General features: G+C 70.6%; 15 protein-coding genes. 11 read left to right on the plus strand and 4 right to left on the minus strand.

Annotation, left to right across the window (positions count from 1 at the left end; all coding sequences use genetic code 11):
- Both F0Q34_RS12585 and F0Q34_RS12590 read left to right on the plus strand, forming a co-directional pair.
- Positions 1-1,767: a GMC family oxidoreductase gene (locus F0Q34_RS12585; RefSeq protein WP_149812571.1), complete on the plus strand. Its 1,767-nt coding sequence runs from the start codon at positions 1-3 to the stop codon at positions 1,765-1,767.
- A gap of 100 nt (positions 1,768-1,867) precedes the next feature.
- Positions 1,868-3,331: an L-lactate permease gene (locus F0Q34_RS12590; protein WP_149812572.1), complete on the plus strand. Its 1,464-nt coding sequence runs from the start codon at positions 1,868-1,870 to the stop codon at positions 3,329-3,331.
- A 100-nt stretch (positions 3,332-3,431) separates the two neighbouring features.
- Here F0Q34_RS12590 and F0Q34_RS12595 read toward each other — a convergent pair whose 3' ends face one another.
- The 4 genes from F0Q34_RS12595 to F0Q34_RS12610 form a co-directional block, all read right to left on the minus strand.
- On the minus strand, positions 3,432-3,686 hold the full coding sequence (locus F0Q34_RS12595) for a hypothetical protein (protein ID WP_149812573.1): 255 nt from the start codon (positions 3,684-3,686) through the stop codon (positions 3,432-3,434).
- A 77-nt stretch (positions 3,687-3,763) separates the two neighbouring features.
- Complete coding sequence (gene ctrA / locus F0Q34_RS12600) at positions 3,764-4,492, minus strand: response regulator transcription factor CtrA (RefSeq protein ID WP_149812574.1); 729 nt, start codon at positions 4,490-4,492, stop codon at positions 3,764-3,766.
- A gap of 92 nt (positions 4,493-4,584) precedes the next feature.
- Positions 4,585-4,842 carry a hypothetical protein gene (locus tag F0Q34_RS12605; RefSeq protein WP_149812575.1) on the minus strand — a complete coding sequence of 86 codons (258 nt, stop codon included), beginning with the start codon at positions 4,840-4,842 and terminating at the stop codon, positions 4,585-4,587.
- 453 nt (positions 4,843-5,295) lie between these two features.
- On the minus strand, positions 5,296-6,741 hold the full coding sequence (locus F0Q34_RS12610; protein WP_149812576.1) for an amidase: 1,446 nt from the start codon (positions 6,739-6,741) through the stop codon (positions 5,296-5,298).
- Between the two features lie 220 nt (positions 6,742-6,961).
- Between F0Q34_RS12610 and F0Q34_RS12615 the strand changes: the two genes are divergently transcribed.
- From F0Q34_RS12615 to F0Q34_RS12655, 9 genes are all read left to right on the plus strand, one after another.
- Positions 6,962-8,539, plus strand: coding sequence for an ABC transporter substrate-binding protein (locus F0Q34_RS12615; protein ID WP_149812577.1), 1,578 nt, complete (start codon positions 6,962-6,964; stop codon positions 8,537-8,539).
- 152 nt (positions 8,540-8,691) lie between these two features.
- Positions 8,692-11,031, plus strand: coding sequence for a penicillin acylase family protein (locus F0Q34_RS12620; RefSeq protein WP_149812578.1), 2,340 nt, complete (start codon positions 8,692-8,694; stop codon positions 11,029-11,031).
- Positions 11,032-11,152: 121 nt separating this feature from the next.
- Positions 11,153-12,253: an ABC transporter ATP-binding protein gene (locus F0Q34_RS12625; protein WP_149812579.1), complete on the plus strand. Its 1,101-nt coding sequence runs from the start codon at positions 11,153-11,155 to the stop codon at positions 12,251-12,253.
- Positions 12,250-13,119, plus strand: a complete 870-nt coding sequence (locus F0Q34_RS12630) for an ABC transporter permease (RefSeq protein WP_149812580.1) — start codon at positions 12,250-12,252, stop codon at positions 13,117-13,119. Before F0Q34_RS12625 ends, F0Q34_RS12630 begins: the two co-directional genes overlap by 4 nt.
- Positions 13,119-13,943 carry an ABC transporter permease gene (locus F0Q34_RS12635; RefSeq protein ID WP_241665463.1) on the plus strand — a complete coding sequence of 275 codons (825 nt, stop codon included), beginning with the start codon at positions 13,119-13,121 and terminating at the stop codon, positions 13,941-13,943. The genes F0Q34_RS12630 and F0Q34_RS12635 overlap by 1 nt, the downstream gene beginning before the upstream one ends.
- A 4-nt stretch (positions 13,944-13,947) precedes the next feature.
- Positions 13,948-14,640 (plus strand): GntR family transcriptional regulator, encoded by a 693-nt coding sequence (locus F0Q34_RS12640; protein ID WP_206668011.1) that lies wholly within the window; start codon positions 13,948-13,950, stop codon positions 14,638-14,640.
- Positions 14,641-14,740: 100 nt separating this feature from the next.
- Positions 14,741-15,796: an extracellular solute-binding protein gene (locus F0Q34_RS12645; protein ID WP_149812581.1), complete on the plus strand. Its 1,056-nt coding sequence runs from the start codon at positions 14,741-14,743 to the stop codon at positions 15,794-15,796.
- A 6-nt stretch (positions 15,797-15,802) separates the two neighbouring features.
- Positions 15,803-16,147: a hypothetical protein gene (locus tag F0Q34_RS12650; protein WP_149812582.1), complete on the plus strand. Its 345-nt coding sequence runs from the start codon at positions 15,803-15,805 to the stop codon at positions 16,145-16,147.
- Positions 16,144-18,396: a N,N-dimethylformamidase beta subunit family domain-containing protein gene (locus F0Q34_RS12655; protein WP_149812583.1), complete on the plus strand. Its 2,253-nt coding sequence runs from the start codon at positions 16,144-16,146 to the stop codon at positions 18,394-18,396. The genes F0Q34_RS12650 and F0Q34_RS12655 overlap by 4 nt, the downstream gene beginning before the upstream one ends.
- Positions 18,397-18,450: the final 54 nt, after the last annotated feature.

The raw sequence follows: 18,450 nt of genomic DNA on the forward strand, positions 1-18,450 counted from the left end.
ATGCCGGCGATCCCTTCCCTCGCGCCGGATGCGGCGCGGTTCGACGTGGTGATCCTGGGCGGCGGCTCGGCCGGCTGCGTGCTGGCGGCGCGGCTCAGCGAGGACCCGTCCCGCAAGGTGCTGCTGGTGGAAGCGGGGCAGGATTTGCGGCCGGGCGAGATGCCGCCGGAAATCGCCTCGCCCTATCCGGGGCGGGCCTATTTCAACAGCGCCTGGACCTGGGGCGGGCTGCAGGTGGCGATGGGCAAGGACCCGTCCAACACCGGCCAGGCCACCATGCGGCCCTATGAGCAGGCGCGCATCCTGGGCGGCGGTTCCTCCATCAACGGCATCGGCGCCAATCGCGGCTCCCCGCATGACTATGCGGAATGGGAAGCGGAGGGCGCGGCGGGCTGGGGCTGGTCCGATGTGTTGCCCTACTTCCGCAGGCTGGAGCAGGATCTCGACCTCGCCGCCGACACTGAGCTGCATGGCGCCGACGGCCCCCTGCCAATCCAGCGCGTGCCGCGTTCCCGGCACACGCCCTTCGCCCGGCAGGTGGAGGCGGAGCTGGGCCAGCAGGGATTCCCCGCGCGGGAGGACCAGAACGGCGCCTGGGAAGACGGCGTCTTTCCCATCACCGTCAATCTGGACCGCGACGGCCGCCGCACCTCCACGGCCACCGTTTACCTCACCCATGCCGTGCGCGCCCGCCCCAACCTGACGCTATGGACCGGCACCGAGGCGGAGCGGGTGTTGTTCGAGGGCCGGCGTGCCGTCGGCGCCCGGCTGCGGCGGGGGCGGGACAGCGTCGATGTGGCGGCGCCGCTGGTGATCGTCAGCAGCGGCGCGCTGCATTCCCCCGCCCTGCTGTTGCGCAGCGGCGTTGGGCCGGGGGCGGCGCTGAACCAGCTCGGCATCCCCGTGGTGGCGACGCGCGCCGGCGTCGGGCGGAACCTGCTGGAACATCCCTCCATCGGCGTTTCCGCCTTTGTCCGCCCGGATGTGCGCCTGCCCGCCGGCGAGCATTACCACATCCAGTCCATCCTGCGCTGGTCCTCCGGCCTGGAAGGAATGCCGCCGGGGGACATGCACCTCGCCGTCAACACCCGGTCCGGCTGGCACGCTGTGGGGCACCGCATCGCCACGCTGTTCAACTGGGTGAACAAATCCTATTCCCAAGGCAGCGTCACCCTGGCCTCGCCCGATCCCTCCGCCCGGCCGGTGGTGGATTTCCGCATGCTGTCGGATGAGCGGGACCTGGTGCGGCTGGCCCAGGCCTTCCGGCTGGCCGCGGGCGTGCTGCGTGCCGCATCGCTCCGTGGGATGGTGATGGAGGCCTTTCCCTCCACCTATTCCGCCCAGGTGAAGAAGCTGTTGCAGCCTTCGTGGAAGAACGGCGTGCTGACGGCGCTGGCCGGGCCGGTGATGGACCGGGTGCCCCTGGCGCGCTCCCGCATCCTGGCCATGGCGCAGGAAGGCAACGCGCCGCTGGAGGTGCTGTGCGCGGACGAGGAAGCGCTGCGGGTGCATCTGCGCCGCCATGTGGGCGGCGTCTGGCACCCCTGCGGCACCTGCCGCCTGGGCGCGGAGGACGATCCCATGGCGGTGTGCGACCCGTCAGGGCGGGTGATCGGCGTGGACGGGCTGATGGTCTGCGATGCCTCCGTCATGCCGACCATTCCCTGCGCCAACCTGAACGTGCCGGTCATCATGATCGCCGAGAAGATCGCGGGCGGCATCCGCGCGGCGGCGGCGGAGGTTCTGCCCGGAAAGGCCGCCGCCTGAGCGGAGGCGGCGCCGGGGCTGGCCGCTCCCGGTGCCATGGCCTTGCGGCGGGGGCAGGGCTTGCTAATGCAAATCCTCCACCGCTGGGGGCTTCTCCCCGTTGCTTTATCTTCTCTGGTCGCTTCCCGCGATCATCGTGATCGGCCTCATCGCCACGGGGCGGGCCGATGTGCTGCGCGCCGCGCTGGCCGGTGCCCTCGCCGCCCTCGCCATCGCCCTGCTCGCGGCGCCACGGCATTTCCAAGGGGCGGAAGCCGCCACGGCGATCCTGCGTGGCGGCTGGATCGGCTGGGTGGTGGTGCCCTACATCCTGGGCGGGGTGCTGTTCTGGCAGATCGCCAGCAGGCCGGGCGAGGGGGCGGACGCGGCCGAGGCGGCGCCCGGCGGCGCCCGGGCCCGGCGCCGGCTGTTGTTCGCCGCCTGCTTCCTGGTCGGACCCTTCGCGGAATCCGCGACCGGCTTCGGCGTCGGCATCATTGGCACCATGGCGCTGGTGCGCCGCCTCAACGTGCGGAAGCGCCACCTGCTGGCCTTTTCCCTGCTGAGCCAGACGCTGATCCTGTGGGGCGCCATGGGCAGCGGCGTCATTGTCGGCGCCGCCTTTGCCGGCGCGGACCCGACGCGGCTGGCGCTCCACAGCAGCATCATCGTGGTCGCGCTGCACATCGCCTGGCTGCCGCTGTTCTGGCGGCTGGCGGCGGCGGCGGGCGTCACGGCCGGATGGCGGGAGCATGCCGGCGAGGCGGCCTGGATCGCCGCGGGCCTCGCGGCCGCCATTGGCGCGACGGCCTGGCTGGGGCCGGAGATCGCGCTTCTCGCCGCCTATGGGCCGCTGATCGTGCTGCGCTTCCTGGCGGACCAGCGCCCCGGCCGCCGACGGCTCGTTGAAGGCTTGTGGCGGATGCTGCCCTTCGCGGTGCTGATCGGCGGGCTGGTGCTGTCGCGGACCCTGCCCTTTCTCCGCCACATGCTGGCCGAGGCGGGGCGGATGGCGCCCTTCGCCGACGCGCCGGCCTGGTCCCCCTTGCTGCATGCCGGCACATGGCTGGTGGTGGGCGGCCTGGCGACGGCCCTGCTGCGCGGCGACGGCCCCACCTTGCCGGGGGAGATGCGGGCCGCCTGGCGGACCGGCCGGCTGGCCGTGCTGAGCATCATCCTGTTCTCCATGATGGCGGAGGTGCTGTCCCTGTCGGGGATTGCCGCCGCCCTGGCGCAAGGGCTGTTCCTGGCGCTTGGCCAATGGGCGGTGGTGATGACGCCGCTGGTGGCCGGCACCTTCGGGGCCATCACCAACAGCGGCAACGCGGCCAATGGCCTGCTGATGGCGTCCCAGGTCACGCTGGCGGCCACCGCGGGCCTCAACCTCGCTGCCGCCGTGGCGCTGCAGCACATGTCCGGCCTGAGCATGAGCATGTTCTCGCCCGTGCGGATGGCCATTGTTTGCAGCCTGGCGGGCGCCACGGGGCGGGAACGGGAAGCCTACCGGATGATGCTGCCCTTCGCGGCCGCCGCCCTTCTGGTGCTGTTCGGCGCCGCCCTGCTGATCGCGCTGCGCCTGATCTAGAACGGACCCCGATCGGGCGGGATCGCCTGATCGGGTGAAGATGCCCGGCAGAGCCAGGAGCCAGAGCATTTGAAGTGAGCCAGTGCGAACGGAAAATGCCCTAGCGCGCCGCGCGGCTGAGGAAGGGCGCGGCGGGCGGAGGGGTGTGGGCCGCCTCATCCGCTTCCTCCTCCTGCTCCTCCAGCGCGTCGAGGGAGGCGCGCATCCGCCGCACCGTCTCGGCGACCGTGCCCGCTGTCCAGTCGGACACGTCGCGCAGCCAGACGCCGTTGTGGAAGGCGCGGGCGCGACATTCGCCATCGCGCTGAAAGGTCTTGATGATGTAGGGGCCATGCGCGAACTCGGACGAGCTCATGACCGGATCTCCGTGGCGGGGGGTTGTGCGGCGAGCGGGAACCAGGGCCGGGGACGGCGCGCCGCCCCCCGCCACTCTCACGCGGGGATGGAGGAAGCGGCGATGGTGCCGGGGCTGTAGCGGATGGGCCCCTGATGGGGTTCGCGCAGCACATAGCCGCGGCCCCAGACGGTGCCGATCAACTCGCCGGCGCCGGCCTGGGCCAGCTTCTTGCGCAGCTTGCAGATGAACACGTCGATGATCTTGGCTTCCGGCTCGTCGATGCCGCCGTAAAGGTGGTTGAGGAACACTTCCTTGGTCAGCACCAGGCCCTTGCGCAGGGTGAGCAGCTCCAGGATAGCGTATTCCTTGCCGGTGAGGTGGATCTCGCGCTCATTCACCCGCACCTCGCGGGAGCCGAGATTGAGGGACAGCGGGCCAACCGCCAGGGTCGGCTGGCTGAAGCCCTTGGCGCGGCGGATGATCGCCTGGACGCGGGCCACCAGCTCCTGCTGGTCGAAGGGCTTGGTGATGAAGTCGTCGGCGCCCATGCCCAGCGCCCGCACCTTGGCCTGCGGGCGGGACAGGCCGGACAGCACCAGAACCGGGGTTTCGACGCGGTTGCCGCGCAGGCGGCGCACCACCTCATAGCCCTCCATGTCGGGCAGCATGATGTCGAGCACCACGATGTCGTAGTCATACAGCCCGGCCAGCTCCAGCGCTTCCTCGCCGCTGCTGGCGGTGTCGGTGATCATCGAGGACGCCTTCAGCATCATCGCGATGCCGCGCGCCGTCGTCACGTCGTCTTCAACCAGGAGAACTCGCATCGTCTTGGAATCCTGCGGCCATGAAGGCCAGGGGCGGAGGAAGGAAGGGGGCGGGCGGAGGGGCGGCGGCTGGCGGCGAGGGGGGGCGCCGCTCAGGAATGGAGCAGCTGGCCATCCTCGGGCAGCGCCGTGGCCAGGCCGGCCATCAGCATGTCGAGGTCATCCATCCCGCTGGTCTGGGCGTCCTGCCCGTCCAGCTCCGGCATGCAGTCGAGCATGTCCTGCAGGTAGTCCGCGGCGCGGAGCAGGATCGCGCTGCAGGGCTCGCCATCATGGGCGGCCAGGCTGGCCAGTTGCTGCAGCAGGGCGATGGCGGTGTCCATCTTGGACGGGCGGTCAGACAGGGTCATCGGGGTCCACCAGGAGAAAGGTCACTCAACCTTGAGTAGTGATGTTGTGAACCAAAAAGACACTGACGGGCAATCTCATTTTTACACCCCTTCTCGCCAATTAACCTCATTCCGGTCGAAAGATCGTCCCGGATGATCTCATAAGTTGCTGATCCGCTGACATTCTTGTGAAGCCAAAGCCATCCTGGTGCAGAAGGTGAAAAATTTGTCATCCACCAAACACAACCTGAAGTTGTGATCTGGCTTCTTAAAAGGCGCGCCGGGTGGCCTCCTCCGGTTGTGCCGGAGGGCGCCGCCCGGTCATGTTGGCCATTCAGGAAAGCGGGTTTTTTTCGTGCGGCCGCCGCGTCCCCGCCACGGCAGGGGGCATCATCGCGAACAGGAACCGTGGCGCCAGGGCGGCGCGGTTCATCGGCCCGGCCGGAGCAGCGCCCCCGCCGGGCGGGTGGCCGCTCAGCCGGCGGCGGCGGAGTCCGGCCAGGCCGCCGCCCAGGGGCGCGCCGCTTCCAGCACGCCGCCCAGCCGCAGCAGGTCCAGATCCGCGCCCCAGCGGCCAACCAACTGCACCGCCGTCGGGAGCCCGTCCGCGCCGAAGCCCGAGGGCACCGTCAGCGCCGGATGGCCGGTGAGGTTGAAGGGATAGACATAGCTGCTCCAGCCCTGGCGGGTGATGCCGCAGCGTTCGCCCTCCACCTCCACCTCGTCATGCGCGGCGTCGAAAGCGGCCGGCAGGGCGGTGCGGCTGAGGGTCGGCGTCACCAGCAGGTCGTGCCGCTCGAACAACGCCTGGATGGCGCGGAACAGCTGGGTGCGGGCGAATTGCGCCTGGCGGAACTCATGCAGCGAGAAGCCATCGCCGCGCTGCATGAAGGCCAGCAGGGTCGGGTCCATCCTGTCCCGCCATTCCGGCAGGTGCTTCGCCATCGCGGCGGCGAAATTGCCCTGGTACATAATGCGGCCCGGGAACTCGATCCAGTCGATCGCTTCCCGCACCGGCTCCACCACCGCGCCCTGCGCCTCCAGCGCGGCCAGCATGGCGCAGGTGTTTTCCGCCATGTCGGCGGCGAGGCGCGGATTGGCGGCGCGCTCGATATAGCCGATGCGCAGGCCGGACAGGTCGTTGCCGGCCAGGGCGGGGTTGAGCCGCGGCGCCTGCGGGGCCGAAACGGTCCAGGGGTCGCGCTCGCTCGGCCCGGCCATGGCGGCGAACATCACCGCGGCGTCGCCGATGCTGCGCGCCATGGGCCCGGCATAGGTGTAGTTGCCGAAGGCGTCCCCCGCCGATTGCCAGGGCACGGCGCCGAGCGTCGGCTTCAGCCCGACAATGCCGCAGCAGGCCGCCGGGATGCGCACCGACCCGGCCCCGTCCGTGCCCAGCGCGATCGGCCCGAGCCCGGCGGCCACCGCCGCCGCCGCGCCGCCGCTGGAGCCGCCCGAGGTGCGCGACAGGTCCCACGGATTGGGCGTGGCGCCGAAGGCCGGCCCGTCGGTCAGGGCCTTGTGGCCGAACTCCGGCATGTGCGTCTTGCCGAAGACAATGGCGCCCGCCGCGCGCAGCCGCTGCACCAGCACGTCATCCGCCGCCGCCGGCGGTTGTCCGGCGAAGATCGCCGAGCCATGCCCGGTGGTCAGGCCGGCGACATCCACCTGGTCCTTGATGCTGACCGGCACGCCATGCAGTGGGCCGAGCGGCGCGCCCCGCATCACCGCCGCCTCGGCTTCCCGCGCGCCATCCAGCGCGGCTTCCTCCGCCAGGGCGGCGAAGGCGTTCAGGCGCGGCTGCGCCGCCCGCGCCGCCCCCAGCACGGCGCGCATGTATTCGACGGGGGACAGCTTGCGGGCGCGGATCAGGCTGGCGGCGCGCTGCGCGGTCATGCGCAGCATCTCGGCATCGGACATGGAGCCTCCTCGGATGAAGCGCCATCTGGAACGTGGCGCTTGACGCGGGGAGCAGCCTGATATCGGATATATCATCTTTCAAGATGCTTCCGCCCAGGTCCTCGCAGAAGGCCACCGGAAGCGGTGCCGGGGCCGCCGCCTTGCCCCGCGCCGCAGCAAGAACGGAACAGCGGCGCCGGATCACACCGGGGCAGGCCGCGACCAACAGGGAGAGCAGAGCATGATCCGGGATGGCTTCACCAGGCGTCATCTGCTGGCCGGCACCGGTGCCGCCGCCTTGGCGCTGCCGACCATCGGCCGGCCGCGCCCGGCGCGCGCCGCCGGCGACCTCACCGTGGTGCTGGAATCCGAGGTGGTCATCCTCGACCCGCACGCCACCACCGCGGCGATCACCCGCAGCTTCGCCTATCACGTCTTCGACACGCTGTTCTCGATGGATTCCGCGGGCCGGATCCATCCGCAGATGGCCGCGGGGCACGAGGTTTCGGCGGATGGGCTGAGCTGGACCATTCCGTTGCGCGACGGCCTGCTGTGGCATGACGGCAAGCCCGTCACCGCCGCCGATTGCGCCGCCTCCCTGGCGCGCTGGGCCCCGCGCGACGGGCTGGGCCGCATGATGCTGGCGGCCGGCGCCAGCTTCTCGGCCAGGGATGCGCGCACCATCACGATCGCGCTGAAGCAGCCCTTCCCGCTGATGCTGGACGTGCTGGGCAAGCCCAACGCGCCCGTGCCGGTGATGATGCCCGAGCGCATCATCAAGGCGGCGGGGGAGCAGCGCATCAGCGAGATCGTCGGCTCCGGCCCCTTCGTGTTCCGCGCCGACCTTTGGCGCAGCGGGGACAGCATGGTGCTGGCCCGCAACGACCGGTACGTGCCGCGCGACGGGGAGCCGGATTTCCTGGCGGGCGGCAAGCGGGTGAAGATCGATCGCCTGGTGCTGAAGGTGATGCCGGACGACACCACGGGCGCCAACGCGCTCGGCGTCGGCGAGATCGACTACATGCAGTACCTGCCCTTCGATTTCCTCGACCTGCTGGGCCGCAACAGGGATGTCAACCTGATCGGCCTGGGCGGCATCCACATGTTCCAGGGCAATTTCCGCCTGAACCACGCCAGCGGCCCCTTCGCCGATCCCGCCGTGCGGCGCGTGCTGTGGAAGCTGGTGGACCAGAAGGCGATCCTCACCGCCATTGGCGTCCCGCAGAAATTCCGCCTGGAGGCCTGCCCGTCCTTCTTCATGTGCGGCACGCCGATGGAAAGCCGGATGGGCGCCGAGATGGCGCGCCTCGACATCCAGGGTGCCCGCGCCGAGCTGGCCCGGACCGGCTACAAGGGAGAGCCCGTGGTGATGCTGGAGGTCGCCGGCTCCATCTCGCAGACGGCGGGGCATGTGCTGGCCGAGAACATGAAGGCCGCCGGCTTCACCGTGGAGGAGCAGACCATGGATTGGGGCACCGTTCTCGCCCGCCGCGCCAAGAAGGATGGCTGGAGCCTGTTCCCCGTCTACTCCAACGGCGTGGACATGATGTCGCCGCTGAACCATTTCTACATCGCCAACAACTGCGCCGATTATCCCGGCTGGAGCTGCGATTCCCGCACCACCACGCTGCTGGCGGATTTCCTGAAGGCGCCCGATGCCGCGGCGCGCAAGGATGTCTCGGACCGCATCCAGGCCATCGCCTATGAAACCGTGCCGAGCGTGATGTGGGGCCAGTTCTCGCGCCCCGCCGGCTACCGCAGGCGGCTGAAGAACATGATCGAGTCCAGCTTCCCGATGTTCTGGCAGGTGGAAGTCTAGAGCATCTTCACCCGGCCGGGCGATCCCGCCCGATCGGGATCTGCTCCAGGCGGCGCGCGCCACGGCGCCGCCTGACACTGCGCAACGAAACGGGAGGAAACGCGGCGGAGGGTGCATCCCTTCCCGCGCCTTTCCGCCACCAAGGATGCCCGATGCCCCTCGACCAAGCCCTCCGCGACGCCGCGCTGCCCGAACTGGACGGCACGCTTCCCCTGCCCGGCCTTTCGGCGCCCGCCACCATCCTGCGCGACGAATGGGGCATTCCGCATCTCCGCACCGCTTCCAGCCGCGATGCCTGGATGGCGCTGGGTTTCGTCCATGCGCAGGACCGGCTGTTCCAGATGGAGCTGACGCGCCGGCGCGCCCTAGGCCGCGCCGCGGAATGGCTCGGCCCGGCGGCGGCGGAAAGCGACATCCTGGTTCGCCGCCTCGGCATGGAGGCCGCCTGCCGCCGCGACTTCGCCGCCCTGGGCGAGGCGGCGCGCAGGATGCTGGAAGCCTATGCGGCCGGGGTGAATGGCTGGATGAGCTCCGGCCAGCCGCTTCCGGTGGAATACGCGCTGCTGGACGCGGCGCCCGAGCCCTGGGAGCCCTGGCACAGCATCGCCGTGATGCGCCGGCTCGGGCTGCTGATGGGATCGGTCTGGTTCAAGCTGTGGAGGGCCGCCGCCCTGCCGGTGGTGGGCCCGGAGGGCGCGGCCAGGCTGCGCTATGACGATGGCGGCACGGACCTGCTCTGCATCCCGCCCGGCGCCGAGGCGCGGCGGCTGGAGGCGGATCTGGCGAAGCTGGCGCCCGCCATCCAGGCCCTGCTGGACAGCATGGACAAGGCCTCGGCCGGGGACGAGGTGGGCGGCGGCAGCAACAACTGGGCGGTCGGGCCACAGCGCAGCGCCACGGGCCGCCCGGTGCTGGCGGGCGACCCGCACCGCGTGTTCGAGATCCCGAATATGTATGCCCAGCACCACCTCGCCTGCGACAGCTTCGACATGATCGGGCTGACCGTGCCGGGCGTTCCGGGCTTTCCGCATTTCGCGCATAATGGCCAGGTCGCCTATTGCGTCACCCATGCCTTCATGGACATCCACGACCTGTTCGTGGAGCGCTTCGACGCCGATGCCACCCACACCGAGGCGCCCGGTGGCCCGGCCCCCGTCACGCGCCGCCGCGACAGCATCCGCATCCGTGGCGGCGAAACGCGCGAATTCGACATCGTCGAGACGCGGCATGGGCCGGTGATCGCGGGCGAACCCGCGCAGGGCGCCGCCATCGCGCTGCGTTCCGTGCAGTTCGCCGAAACCGATCTTTCCTTTGACTGCCTGCCGCGCATGACCATGGTGCGCAGCGTCGAGGAGCTGTTCGAGGCAACGCGCGGCTGGGGGCTGATTGACCACAACCTCGTGGCGGGCGACACGGAAGGCCATATCGGCCACCTCGTCCGCGCCCGCCTGCCGCGCCGCCCGCGCGAGAATGGCTGGCTGCCGGTGCCGGGATGGATCGCCGGCCATGACTGGCAGGGCTGGATCGCGCATGACGACATGCCGCGCAGCCTCGACCCCGAGGGCGGCATCATCGTCACCGCTAACAACCGCGTGGTCGCGGATGACGCTTATCCCGATTACCTCAGCACGGACTGCCACCCGCCCTATCGCGCCCGCCGCATCGCCGGGCGGCTGGCCGAGCGGCCCCTTTTCGCGCCTGGCGACGCGGCCTCCATCCATGCCGACACGCTTTCGGCCAACGCGCTGCTGTTGCGCGACCGGCTGGCCGCCCTGCCCGCGCCCGGGGACGGTGCCGCCGCCGCCCTGCGGGAGCGGCTGCTGGCCTGGGATGGCCGGATGGAGGCGGGCGAGACCGCGCCCACCGCCTATATCGCCCTGCGCCGCGCCCTGACGGCCATCCTGGCGGAGCGCAGCGGCCTCGGCGCCGCCGGGGCAAGCCCGCTGGCGCAGGTTCCGCCCGGCATCGCGCCGCAGAACCAGCTCTGGTGGACGCTGCCCAGCCTGCTGCGCCGGGACGACAGCAGCCTTCTCGGCGGCTGGAGCTGGGACCAGGCGCTGGGCGAGGCCCTGCTCCGCGCCGCCGCGGCGGAGACGGATGCCAGCTGGGGCGAAGCGCACCAGCCGCGCTTTGCCCATCCGCTCTCCGCCCTGCATCCGGAGGCGGCGGCGCTCCTCGACCCGCCTTCCCGGCCGGTGGGCGGCGATGGGGACACGGTGCTGGCCAATGGCCTGCTCTGCGCCAGCGGCCCCGCCGCCAGCTATGGCGCCCTGGCGCGCTATGTGTTCGATGTGGGCGATTGGGAAGCCTGCCGCTGGGTGGTGTTCCACGGCGTGTCCGGCCAGCCCGGCAGCCCGCACTACGCCGACCAGAACGAGGCCTGGTCCGCCACGCGGATGGTGCCGATGCATTATGGCTGGGAGGGCATCGAGAAGGCGGCCCGGCACCGGCAGGAGCTGGCCCCGGGCGCGAAGGTGGGTCCGGAGGCGTGAGGGCGTGGGACCGCTTTCCCCTGACAAGAAACAGCCCCCGCACTGGGCGCAGCATGGCCTTGAACCGGGAAGGATATATCAAATAGGCTGATCTCCGGCATGGCCGCGAAGGGAAACAAGGTTGCTGACGCTCGACCCGGGCCGGAATGCCGGCAGCATCGCCATCGAGGGGCTGGTCAAGCGCTTCGGGCCGGTGCGCGCGGTCGATGATGTTTCCCTCGACATCCGCGCCGGGGAGTTCCTGGCGCTGCTTGGCCCGTCCGGTTCCGGCAAGACCACCATCCTCATGGCCATTGCCGGCTTCGAATATCCCGATGCGGGCCGCATCCTGCTGGGCGGCGAGGACATCACCTGGCTGCCGCCGAACCGCCGCAACCTCGGCATGGTGTTCCAGCGCTACACCCTGTTCCCGCACATGTCGGTGCTGGAGAACATCGCCTTTCCGCTGAAGATGCGCGGCATCGGCCGCGCCGAGCGGGAGGAGCGCGCGCGGGACGCGCTGCGCACCGTGCAGCTGGAACAGATGGGCGCGCGCCAGCCGGCGCAGCTTTCCGGCGGGCAGCAGCAGCGCGTGGCCATCGCCCGCGCCATCGTCTATCGCCCGCGCGTGCTGCTGATGGACGAGCCGCTTTCCGCGCTTGACAAGAAGCTGCGCGAGGAGATGCAGATCGAGATCAAGCACCTCCAGCGCGAAATCGGCATCACCGTGGTTTTCGTCACGCATGACCAGACCGAGGCGCTGACCATGGCCGACCGCGTCGCGGTGCTGGACCATGGGCGGCTGCAACAGATCGGCGCGCCGCGCGACCTGTATGAGGCACCGCAAACGGAGTTCGTCGCCGGCTTCATCGGGGAAACCAATTTCTGGTCCGGCACCGCCGCCATCGCCGCCGCGCGGGGGGAGGCCGTGGCGGTGCGGCTCGATGGCGGCGGGGTCATGCCCGCCACGGCCGTCTCGCCCCTGCCGCCCGGCGGCCGGGTCCGGCTGGCCTTGCGCCCGGAAAGGCTGCGCATCGCGGCCGGCGGCGAGGGCCTGGAAGCGCGTGTCACCGAGGCGATCTATGCCGGCAACGCGACGACGCTGATGCTGCAGGCCGCCGGAGGCCAGATGCTGCGCCTGCGCATCCCGGCCGGCGCCGGCCTGCCCGAGGCGGCGGTGGGCGAGGCCGTCACGCTCGGCTGGCAGGCCGCCGATGCGCGCGCCTTCGCGGTGACGCCGTGAGCCGCCGGCCATCGCGCTTCCTGCTCGGCGGGCGCCGCTTCAGCCCGGCGGCGAGCCTCGCCCTCGCCGCGCCTTTCCTGCTGCTGCTCCTCGTGGTGTTTCTTCTGCCGCTGGCGACGCTGCTGCATGAAAGCCTGTTCGTGCCGGAGCCGGGTATCGGCAACTACGCGCGCGCCTTGCAGGAGCCGGTTTACCTGCGCGTGATGCTGCGCACCCTGCGCATCGCCTTGTTCGTCACGCTGCTCGCCCTGCTGCTCGCCTGGCCGCTGGCCCTGCTGATGGCGCGCAGCAAGGGCCTGGGGCTGGCGCTGCTGGCGGCCGCAGTGCTGCTGCCGCTCTGGACCTCGGTGCTGGTGCGCACCTATGCCTGGATGGTGCTGTTGCAGCGCAATGGCGTGGTCAACCAGATGCTGGCGCAGCTCGGGCTGAGCGACCAGCCCATGCGGCTGCTCTACACCGAGGGCGCGGTGGTGCTGGCCATGGCGCATGTGCTGCTGCCCTTCATGGTGCTGCCGATCTATTCCGCGCTGAAGGGCATCCCGGAGGATTATTCCCGCGCGGCGCAGATGCTCGGCGCCTCCCCCTGGGCCAGCTTCCGGGAGGTGACCTGGCCGCTCTGCCTGCCCGGCGTCACCTCGGGCTGCCTGATGGTGTTCCTGCTGGCGCTGGGCTTCTTCGTGACGCCGGCGCTGATCGGCGGGCCGCAGCAGATGATGATCGCGACGCTGGTGTCGCAGCAGGTGCGGGAAATGCTGGACTGGCCCTTCGCGGGGGCGCTGGTGGGCATCCTGCTGTTCTTCGTGCTGATGCTGACATTGCTGTTCCGCCGCGCCGTGCGGCTGGACCGCTTCGTGGGGCAGGCGTGATGGCCGCCGCGCGCAGCCGCCCGAACCGCGCTGGCCGCATGGCGCTGAACGCGGCCGCCTATGCGGTGACGGTCTTCCTGCTGCTGCCCACGCTGATCATCATCCCGATGTCGGTCGGGCCGGAACGCTTTCTGCGCTTTCCGCCGGCCGGCTTCTCGCTGCGCTGGTATGCCGAGTATTTCCATGACGCGGAATGGATCGCCGCCACGCTGTTCAGCCTGGAGGTCGGGCTGATCGCCGCCTTCTGCGCCACGGTCGCCGGCACCATGCTGGCCCTGGCCCTGGTGCGCGGGCGGCTGCCGGGGCGCGGGCTGGTGGAACTGCTGGTGGTCGGGCCGGTCATCGTGCCGCATGTGGCCTTGGCCGTGGCCATGTTCCTGGTGTTCGAGCGGTTGCGCCTGACCGGCACGCTGCTGGGCTTCGCCATGGCCCATACGGTGCTGGCCCTGCCCTTCGTGGTGTTCACCGTGCTGGCCGCGCTTTACCGCTTCGATGCGGAGCTGGAGCGCGCGGCGCTGTCCTGCGGCGCCGGGCGGTTCGCGACCTTCCGCCACGTCACCCTGCCGCTGATCGCCCCCGGCGTGGTCTCGGCGGCCTTGTTCGCCTTCATCATCTCCTTCGACGAGCCGGTGGTGTCCTTCTTCATCTCCGATCTCGACCGCAAGACGCTGCCGCGCAAGATGTTCGAGGACATCGACTACAACATCTCGCCCACCCTGGCGGCCGTGGCCACCATGCTCACCGCGCTGACGGTGCTTGCCCTGCTGGCGGGCTTCGTGCTGAAGCGCGCGGCGGAGCGGCGTGCCGCGGCAAGGAATGGCTAGGAACATGGCGGAAACAGCGCAGATCATCGACTTCGTGGCGCCGGTGGGACGGGAGAACCTGGCCGGCCGGGTCTATGACGAACTTCGCACGGCGCTGTTCGAGGGCCGGATGCAGCCGGGGCAGCGCCTCAAGATCCGCGACCTGGCGGCGGCGATGCAGGTGTCGGAAACCCCGGTGCGGGAGGCGGTGGTGCAGCTGGCGCGGGAACGTGCGCTGCGTCTGGAGGCGGCGCGCTCGATCACCGTGGCCGGGCTGAGCCTGGACCAGTATCTGGAGCTGCGCACCGTCCGGCTGGAGCTGGAAGGGCTGGCGGCCGAGGCAGCGGCGCTGCGCATCAACGAGGCCGGGCTGGCGGCCCTGGCCAAGGCCCATGACGCCCTGACCGCCGCCGAGGAGGCCGGCGATGCCGTCGCCGCCAACCGCGCCAACTGGGCCTTCCACCATGGCCTCTACCGGGCGGCGGCGATGCCGGAGCTGTTGGCCATCATCGAGAGCATCTGGCTGCGCAACGGCCCGATGCACGCCTTCCTCTACCCCGATGCGCGGCCGAGCTATCCGGGGCGGCACCGGCATCTGGACATCATCGACGGGCTGCGGGCCCACGACCCCGTGGCGACGCGCGCGGCGCTCTGCGCCGACCTGACCGAGGGCGGCGCCAACCTCGTGGCGCTGCTCGGCCGCATGGAGGGTGCGTGACCATGTGGCGCCCTCCCGGGAACCAGAAAAACAAGGCGCAGGGTGGGCGGGGGACATCATCCCCCGTGCCGCCCGGCGCCGAAAACAGGGAAGCAGGACGATGGACATCCAACGCAGGACATTGCTGGCCGCTTCTGCACTGACGGCGCTCGGCGCGCCGCGCCTGGCGCGGGCGCAGAACGCGGGCGAGGTCATCATCGCCACCACCGGCGGGCTGATGGAACGCAGCCTGCAGGAACATTTCTACCGGCGCTTCCAGCGGGAAACCGGCATCCGCGTCCGCTCGGTGCCGATCGAGCTGCCGGACCAATGGGCCAGGGCCCAGGCCGGGCGGCGCAGCGGCAACATCCCCTTCGACATCGTCACCGCGACCCCGCCGGACCTGATCCAGCACGCGGAGATCCTGCAGCCGCTCGACTGCGGCGCCATGCCGGGCATTGTCGCGCATGCGCTGCCCAATGCCTGCTTCGGGCATGGGATCATCCGCACCGCGGGCGGCATGGCGCTGGTCTGGAGCAAGAAGGCCTTTCCGCAGAACGCCCCCGCCTCCTGGGCGGATTTCTTCGATGTGCAGAAATTCCCCGGGCCCCGTTCCCTGCCCGACACGGGGGACCGGGAATGGTGGGTGCCGCTGGCCGCGCTGATGGCCGATGGCGTGCCGCGCGACAAGCTTTTCCCCATGGATCTCGACCGCGCCTATCGCAAGCTGGATGCCCTGAAGCCGCATGTGGCCGCCTGGTGGAAGAGCGGCGACAATTCCATGCAGATCATGCGCGGCGGCGATGCGGTGATGACCATGGCCTATTCGAGCCGCGCGGTGCCGCTGGCCAAGAGCGGCGAGTTCGACTTCACCTGGAACGGGGCGATCCGGGATGTCGGCAACTGGGCGGTGCTGAAGGGCGGGCCGAACACGCAGAACGCGCTGCGCTTCCTCGATTTCTTTGTGCAGGACGCGAAGGAGCATGTGGCCTTCAGCGAGAAGGTTTCCTTCGATTCCAACAACCGCGAGGCGCCGTCCCTGGTGCCCGAGGCGGAGCGGCGCTTCCGCCCTTCCTGGCCGGAGAACTGGGAGAAGCTGGTGATCGCCGATTACGCCTGGGTCGCCGAGCACCGCGCCGCCATGCGGGAGCGCTGGGTGAGCTGGCTGACGGCCTGACGCGCCATGCTGGTCAATGACCCCGAGGCGGCGCACTGGCCGGTGGACCCCGCGCGGCTCGACCTGGTGGAGGAATTCCGCCGGCGCCCGCGCGGCCCGCACAGCGACGCGCTGCAGAAGCTGCTGCACCGGATGCGCTGGTCCGGCGTCGGCCAGCGCCATGTGCTGATCGTGCTGGAGCCCAACCGGCGCTGGATGCTGGGGCGCCTGCCGGGGCGCCGCGGCGCCCCGGTCGAGACATTTCCCAACCGCGTCTTCACCGACCTTGCCGCCGCCGAATGGGCGGTCTTCGTCCTGCGCTGGGAGGCGCTGACGGGGCAGAAGCTGGAGGATGGAAGCTCCGCCGCATGACCGACACCACCGCTGTCCTCGGCTATGCCTGGCCGCTGGTCGTCTCGCCGGGCGAGGAGGTCGCCTTCCACCTTTCCAGCGCCACGCTGGAAGAGGCGGAGGCCACCCTGCTGCGCGTGCGCTGCGCCGATCCCGACCCCGATGGGCCGGGGCTGCGCCTCACCGCCCCCGGCACCCCGCTTGATGGCCTTGTGGCGCTGCGGCACCAGCCGCTCCATCCCGGCTCCTGCGCCATCATCCCCGATGCCCCGGCGCTGCGGCGGCCAGGCCCGCTTTCGGTGGGCTGCTTCCTCTGGCCCACGGCGCCTCTGGCGGGGCGGCAGACCATCCTGTCACGCTGGCGGGGCGACCAGGGGGAGGGCTGGAGGCTGGGCATCGATGCCGAAGGCTGCCTGGAATTCGAGGTCGGCGCCCATGGCCAGTGCTGGCGCGTGACGGCACCACAGCCGCTGCTGGAGCGCGAATGGGTCTTTGTCGGCGGCGTGCTGGATGACGCGGCGGGCGAGATCCGCGTGGTGCAGCAAAGCCTGGACCCGCAGGCCGGGCGAGACCGGAGCGCCGATGCCGCAGCCCCCGGCCCGCGCGGTGTCACCTGGCCGGAGGCGACGGCGCTGGTCATCGCCGCCGAGGCGCGCGAGGGCGGCGAGACGCCGCTGACCGAGGCGCATTACGACGGCAAGATCGACCGGCCGCGCCTGCACGCCACGGCGCTGGATGCCGCCGCGCTGCGCGCCCTTTGCGAAAGCCTGACACCGCCGCCGGGCGACCCCAACCTGATCGCCGCCTGGGATTTCGCGCGCGACATCCCCACCGCGCATGTGCGTGACCTTTCCGCCAACCGGCTGGACGGCACGCTGCGCCACCTGCCGATGCGGGGGATGACCGGCGCCAATTGGGACGGCAGCACGGTGCAATGGACGGAAGCGCCACATCTTTACGGCGCCATCCATTTCCACAGCGACGACATGCATGACGCGGGCTGGTCGCCGGACCTCCGCTTCACCATCCCAGCCGATTGGCGCAGCGGCTTCTATGCGCTGCGCCTGCGCGCCCGGCAGGGCAGTGATGATCCGGTGGAAAGCTTTGTCGCCTTCTTTGTCCGCGCGCCGCTGGGGCAGCCCCGCTCGAAGCTGGCGCTGGTGGCCAGCACCGCCACCTTCCTCGCCTATGCCAACAGCGCCCTGCGGCTCGACCAGGTGCATGCCGAGGCCATGCTGGAAGGGCTGCTCACCCTCTCGCGCGACGATGTTTACCTCCAGGAGCACCGTGAGCTGGGCCTCTCCACCTATGACACGCACAGCGATGGCAGCGGCTGGAGCTATTCCACGGCGAAGCGGCCCATCCTGAACATGCGGCCGCGCGGCGCCACCTTCAACTACGGCAACGACACCCACATCATCGACTGGCTGGAGCAGATCGGCCAGGATTACGACATCATCACCGATGACGACATCCACCGGCATGGCGCGCAGCTGCTCGCCGGCTATCGCTGCGTCATCACCGGCTCGCATCCCGAATATTTCAGCCGCGCCATGCTGGACGCCTTCGACAGCTACCAGCGTGGCGGCGGGCGGCACATCTATCTTGGCGGCAATGGCTTCTACTGGCGCATCGGCTGGCATCCCACCGAGCCGCACAGCATGGAAATCCGTCGCGGCATGAACGGGCTGCGCACCTGGGAGGGCGAGGCGGGCGAGAATGCCCTTTCCTTCACCGGCGAGCCTTCCGGCCTCTGGCGCAGCAACGGGCGCCCGCCGCAAAGGCTGGTCGGCGTCGGCTTCGACGCGCAGGTCTTCACCCGTTCCTACCCCTATCGCTGGCGGGAGGAGGCGCGCGACCCGCGCATCCGCTGGATGGTGGAGGGGATTGATTTGGAAAAGCCGCTGGGTGACGCGGGCCTGCGCGGCGGCGGCGCGGCGGGGCTGGAGGTGGACCGCGTGGACGCAACCCTCGGCTCGCCGCCGCATCTGCTCTGGCTCGCGACGGCCGACCAGCTCGATTATGGCGGCGTGCCGACGCTGGAGGAGCTGCGCACCCTGCACCGCGGCGCCATGGGCGACCAGAATGCGCGGGTGCGCGCCGATGTTGCCTTCTTCCCGACGGCGCGGGGCGGCGCGGTCTTCTCCACCGGCTCCATCGCCTGGGCCTGCGCGCTCTCCTGCGACAACTACGACAACGGCGTCAGCCGCCTGACGGGGAATGTGTTGCGGCGCTTTCTCGACCCCCGGCCCTTCGAGGGCTTCGACTGACGGCCAGGGAGGGCGCCGCACCCGCCGGGGTGACGCTGCCACCCCGGACCCCGC

This window comes from Teichococcus oryzae, from assembly GCF_008386565.1.
Classification (GTDB): Bacteria; Pseudomonadota; Alphaproteobacteria; order Acetobacterales; family Acetobacteraceae; genus Pseudoroseomonas; species Pseudoroseomonas oryzae.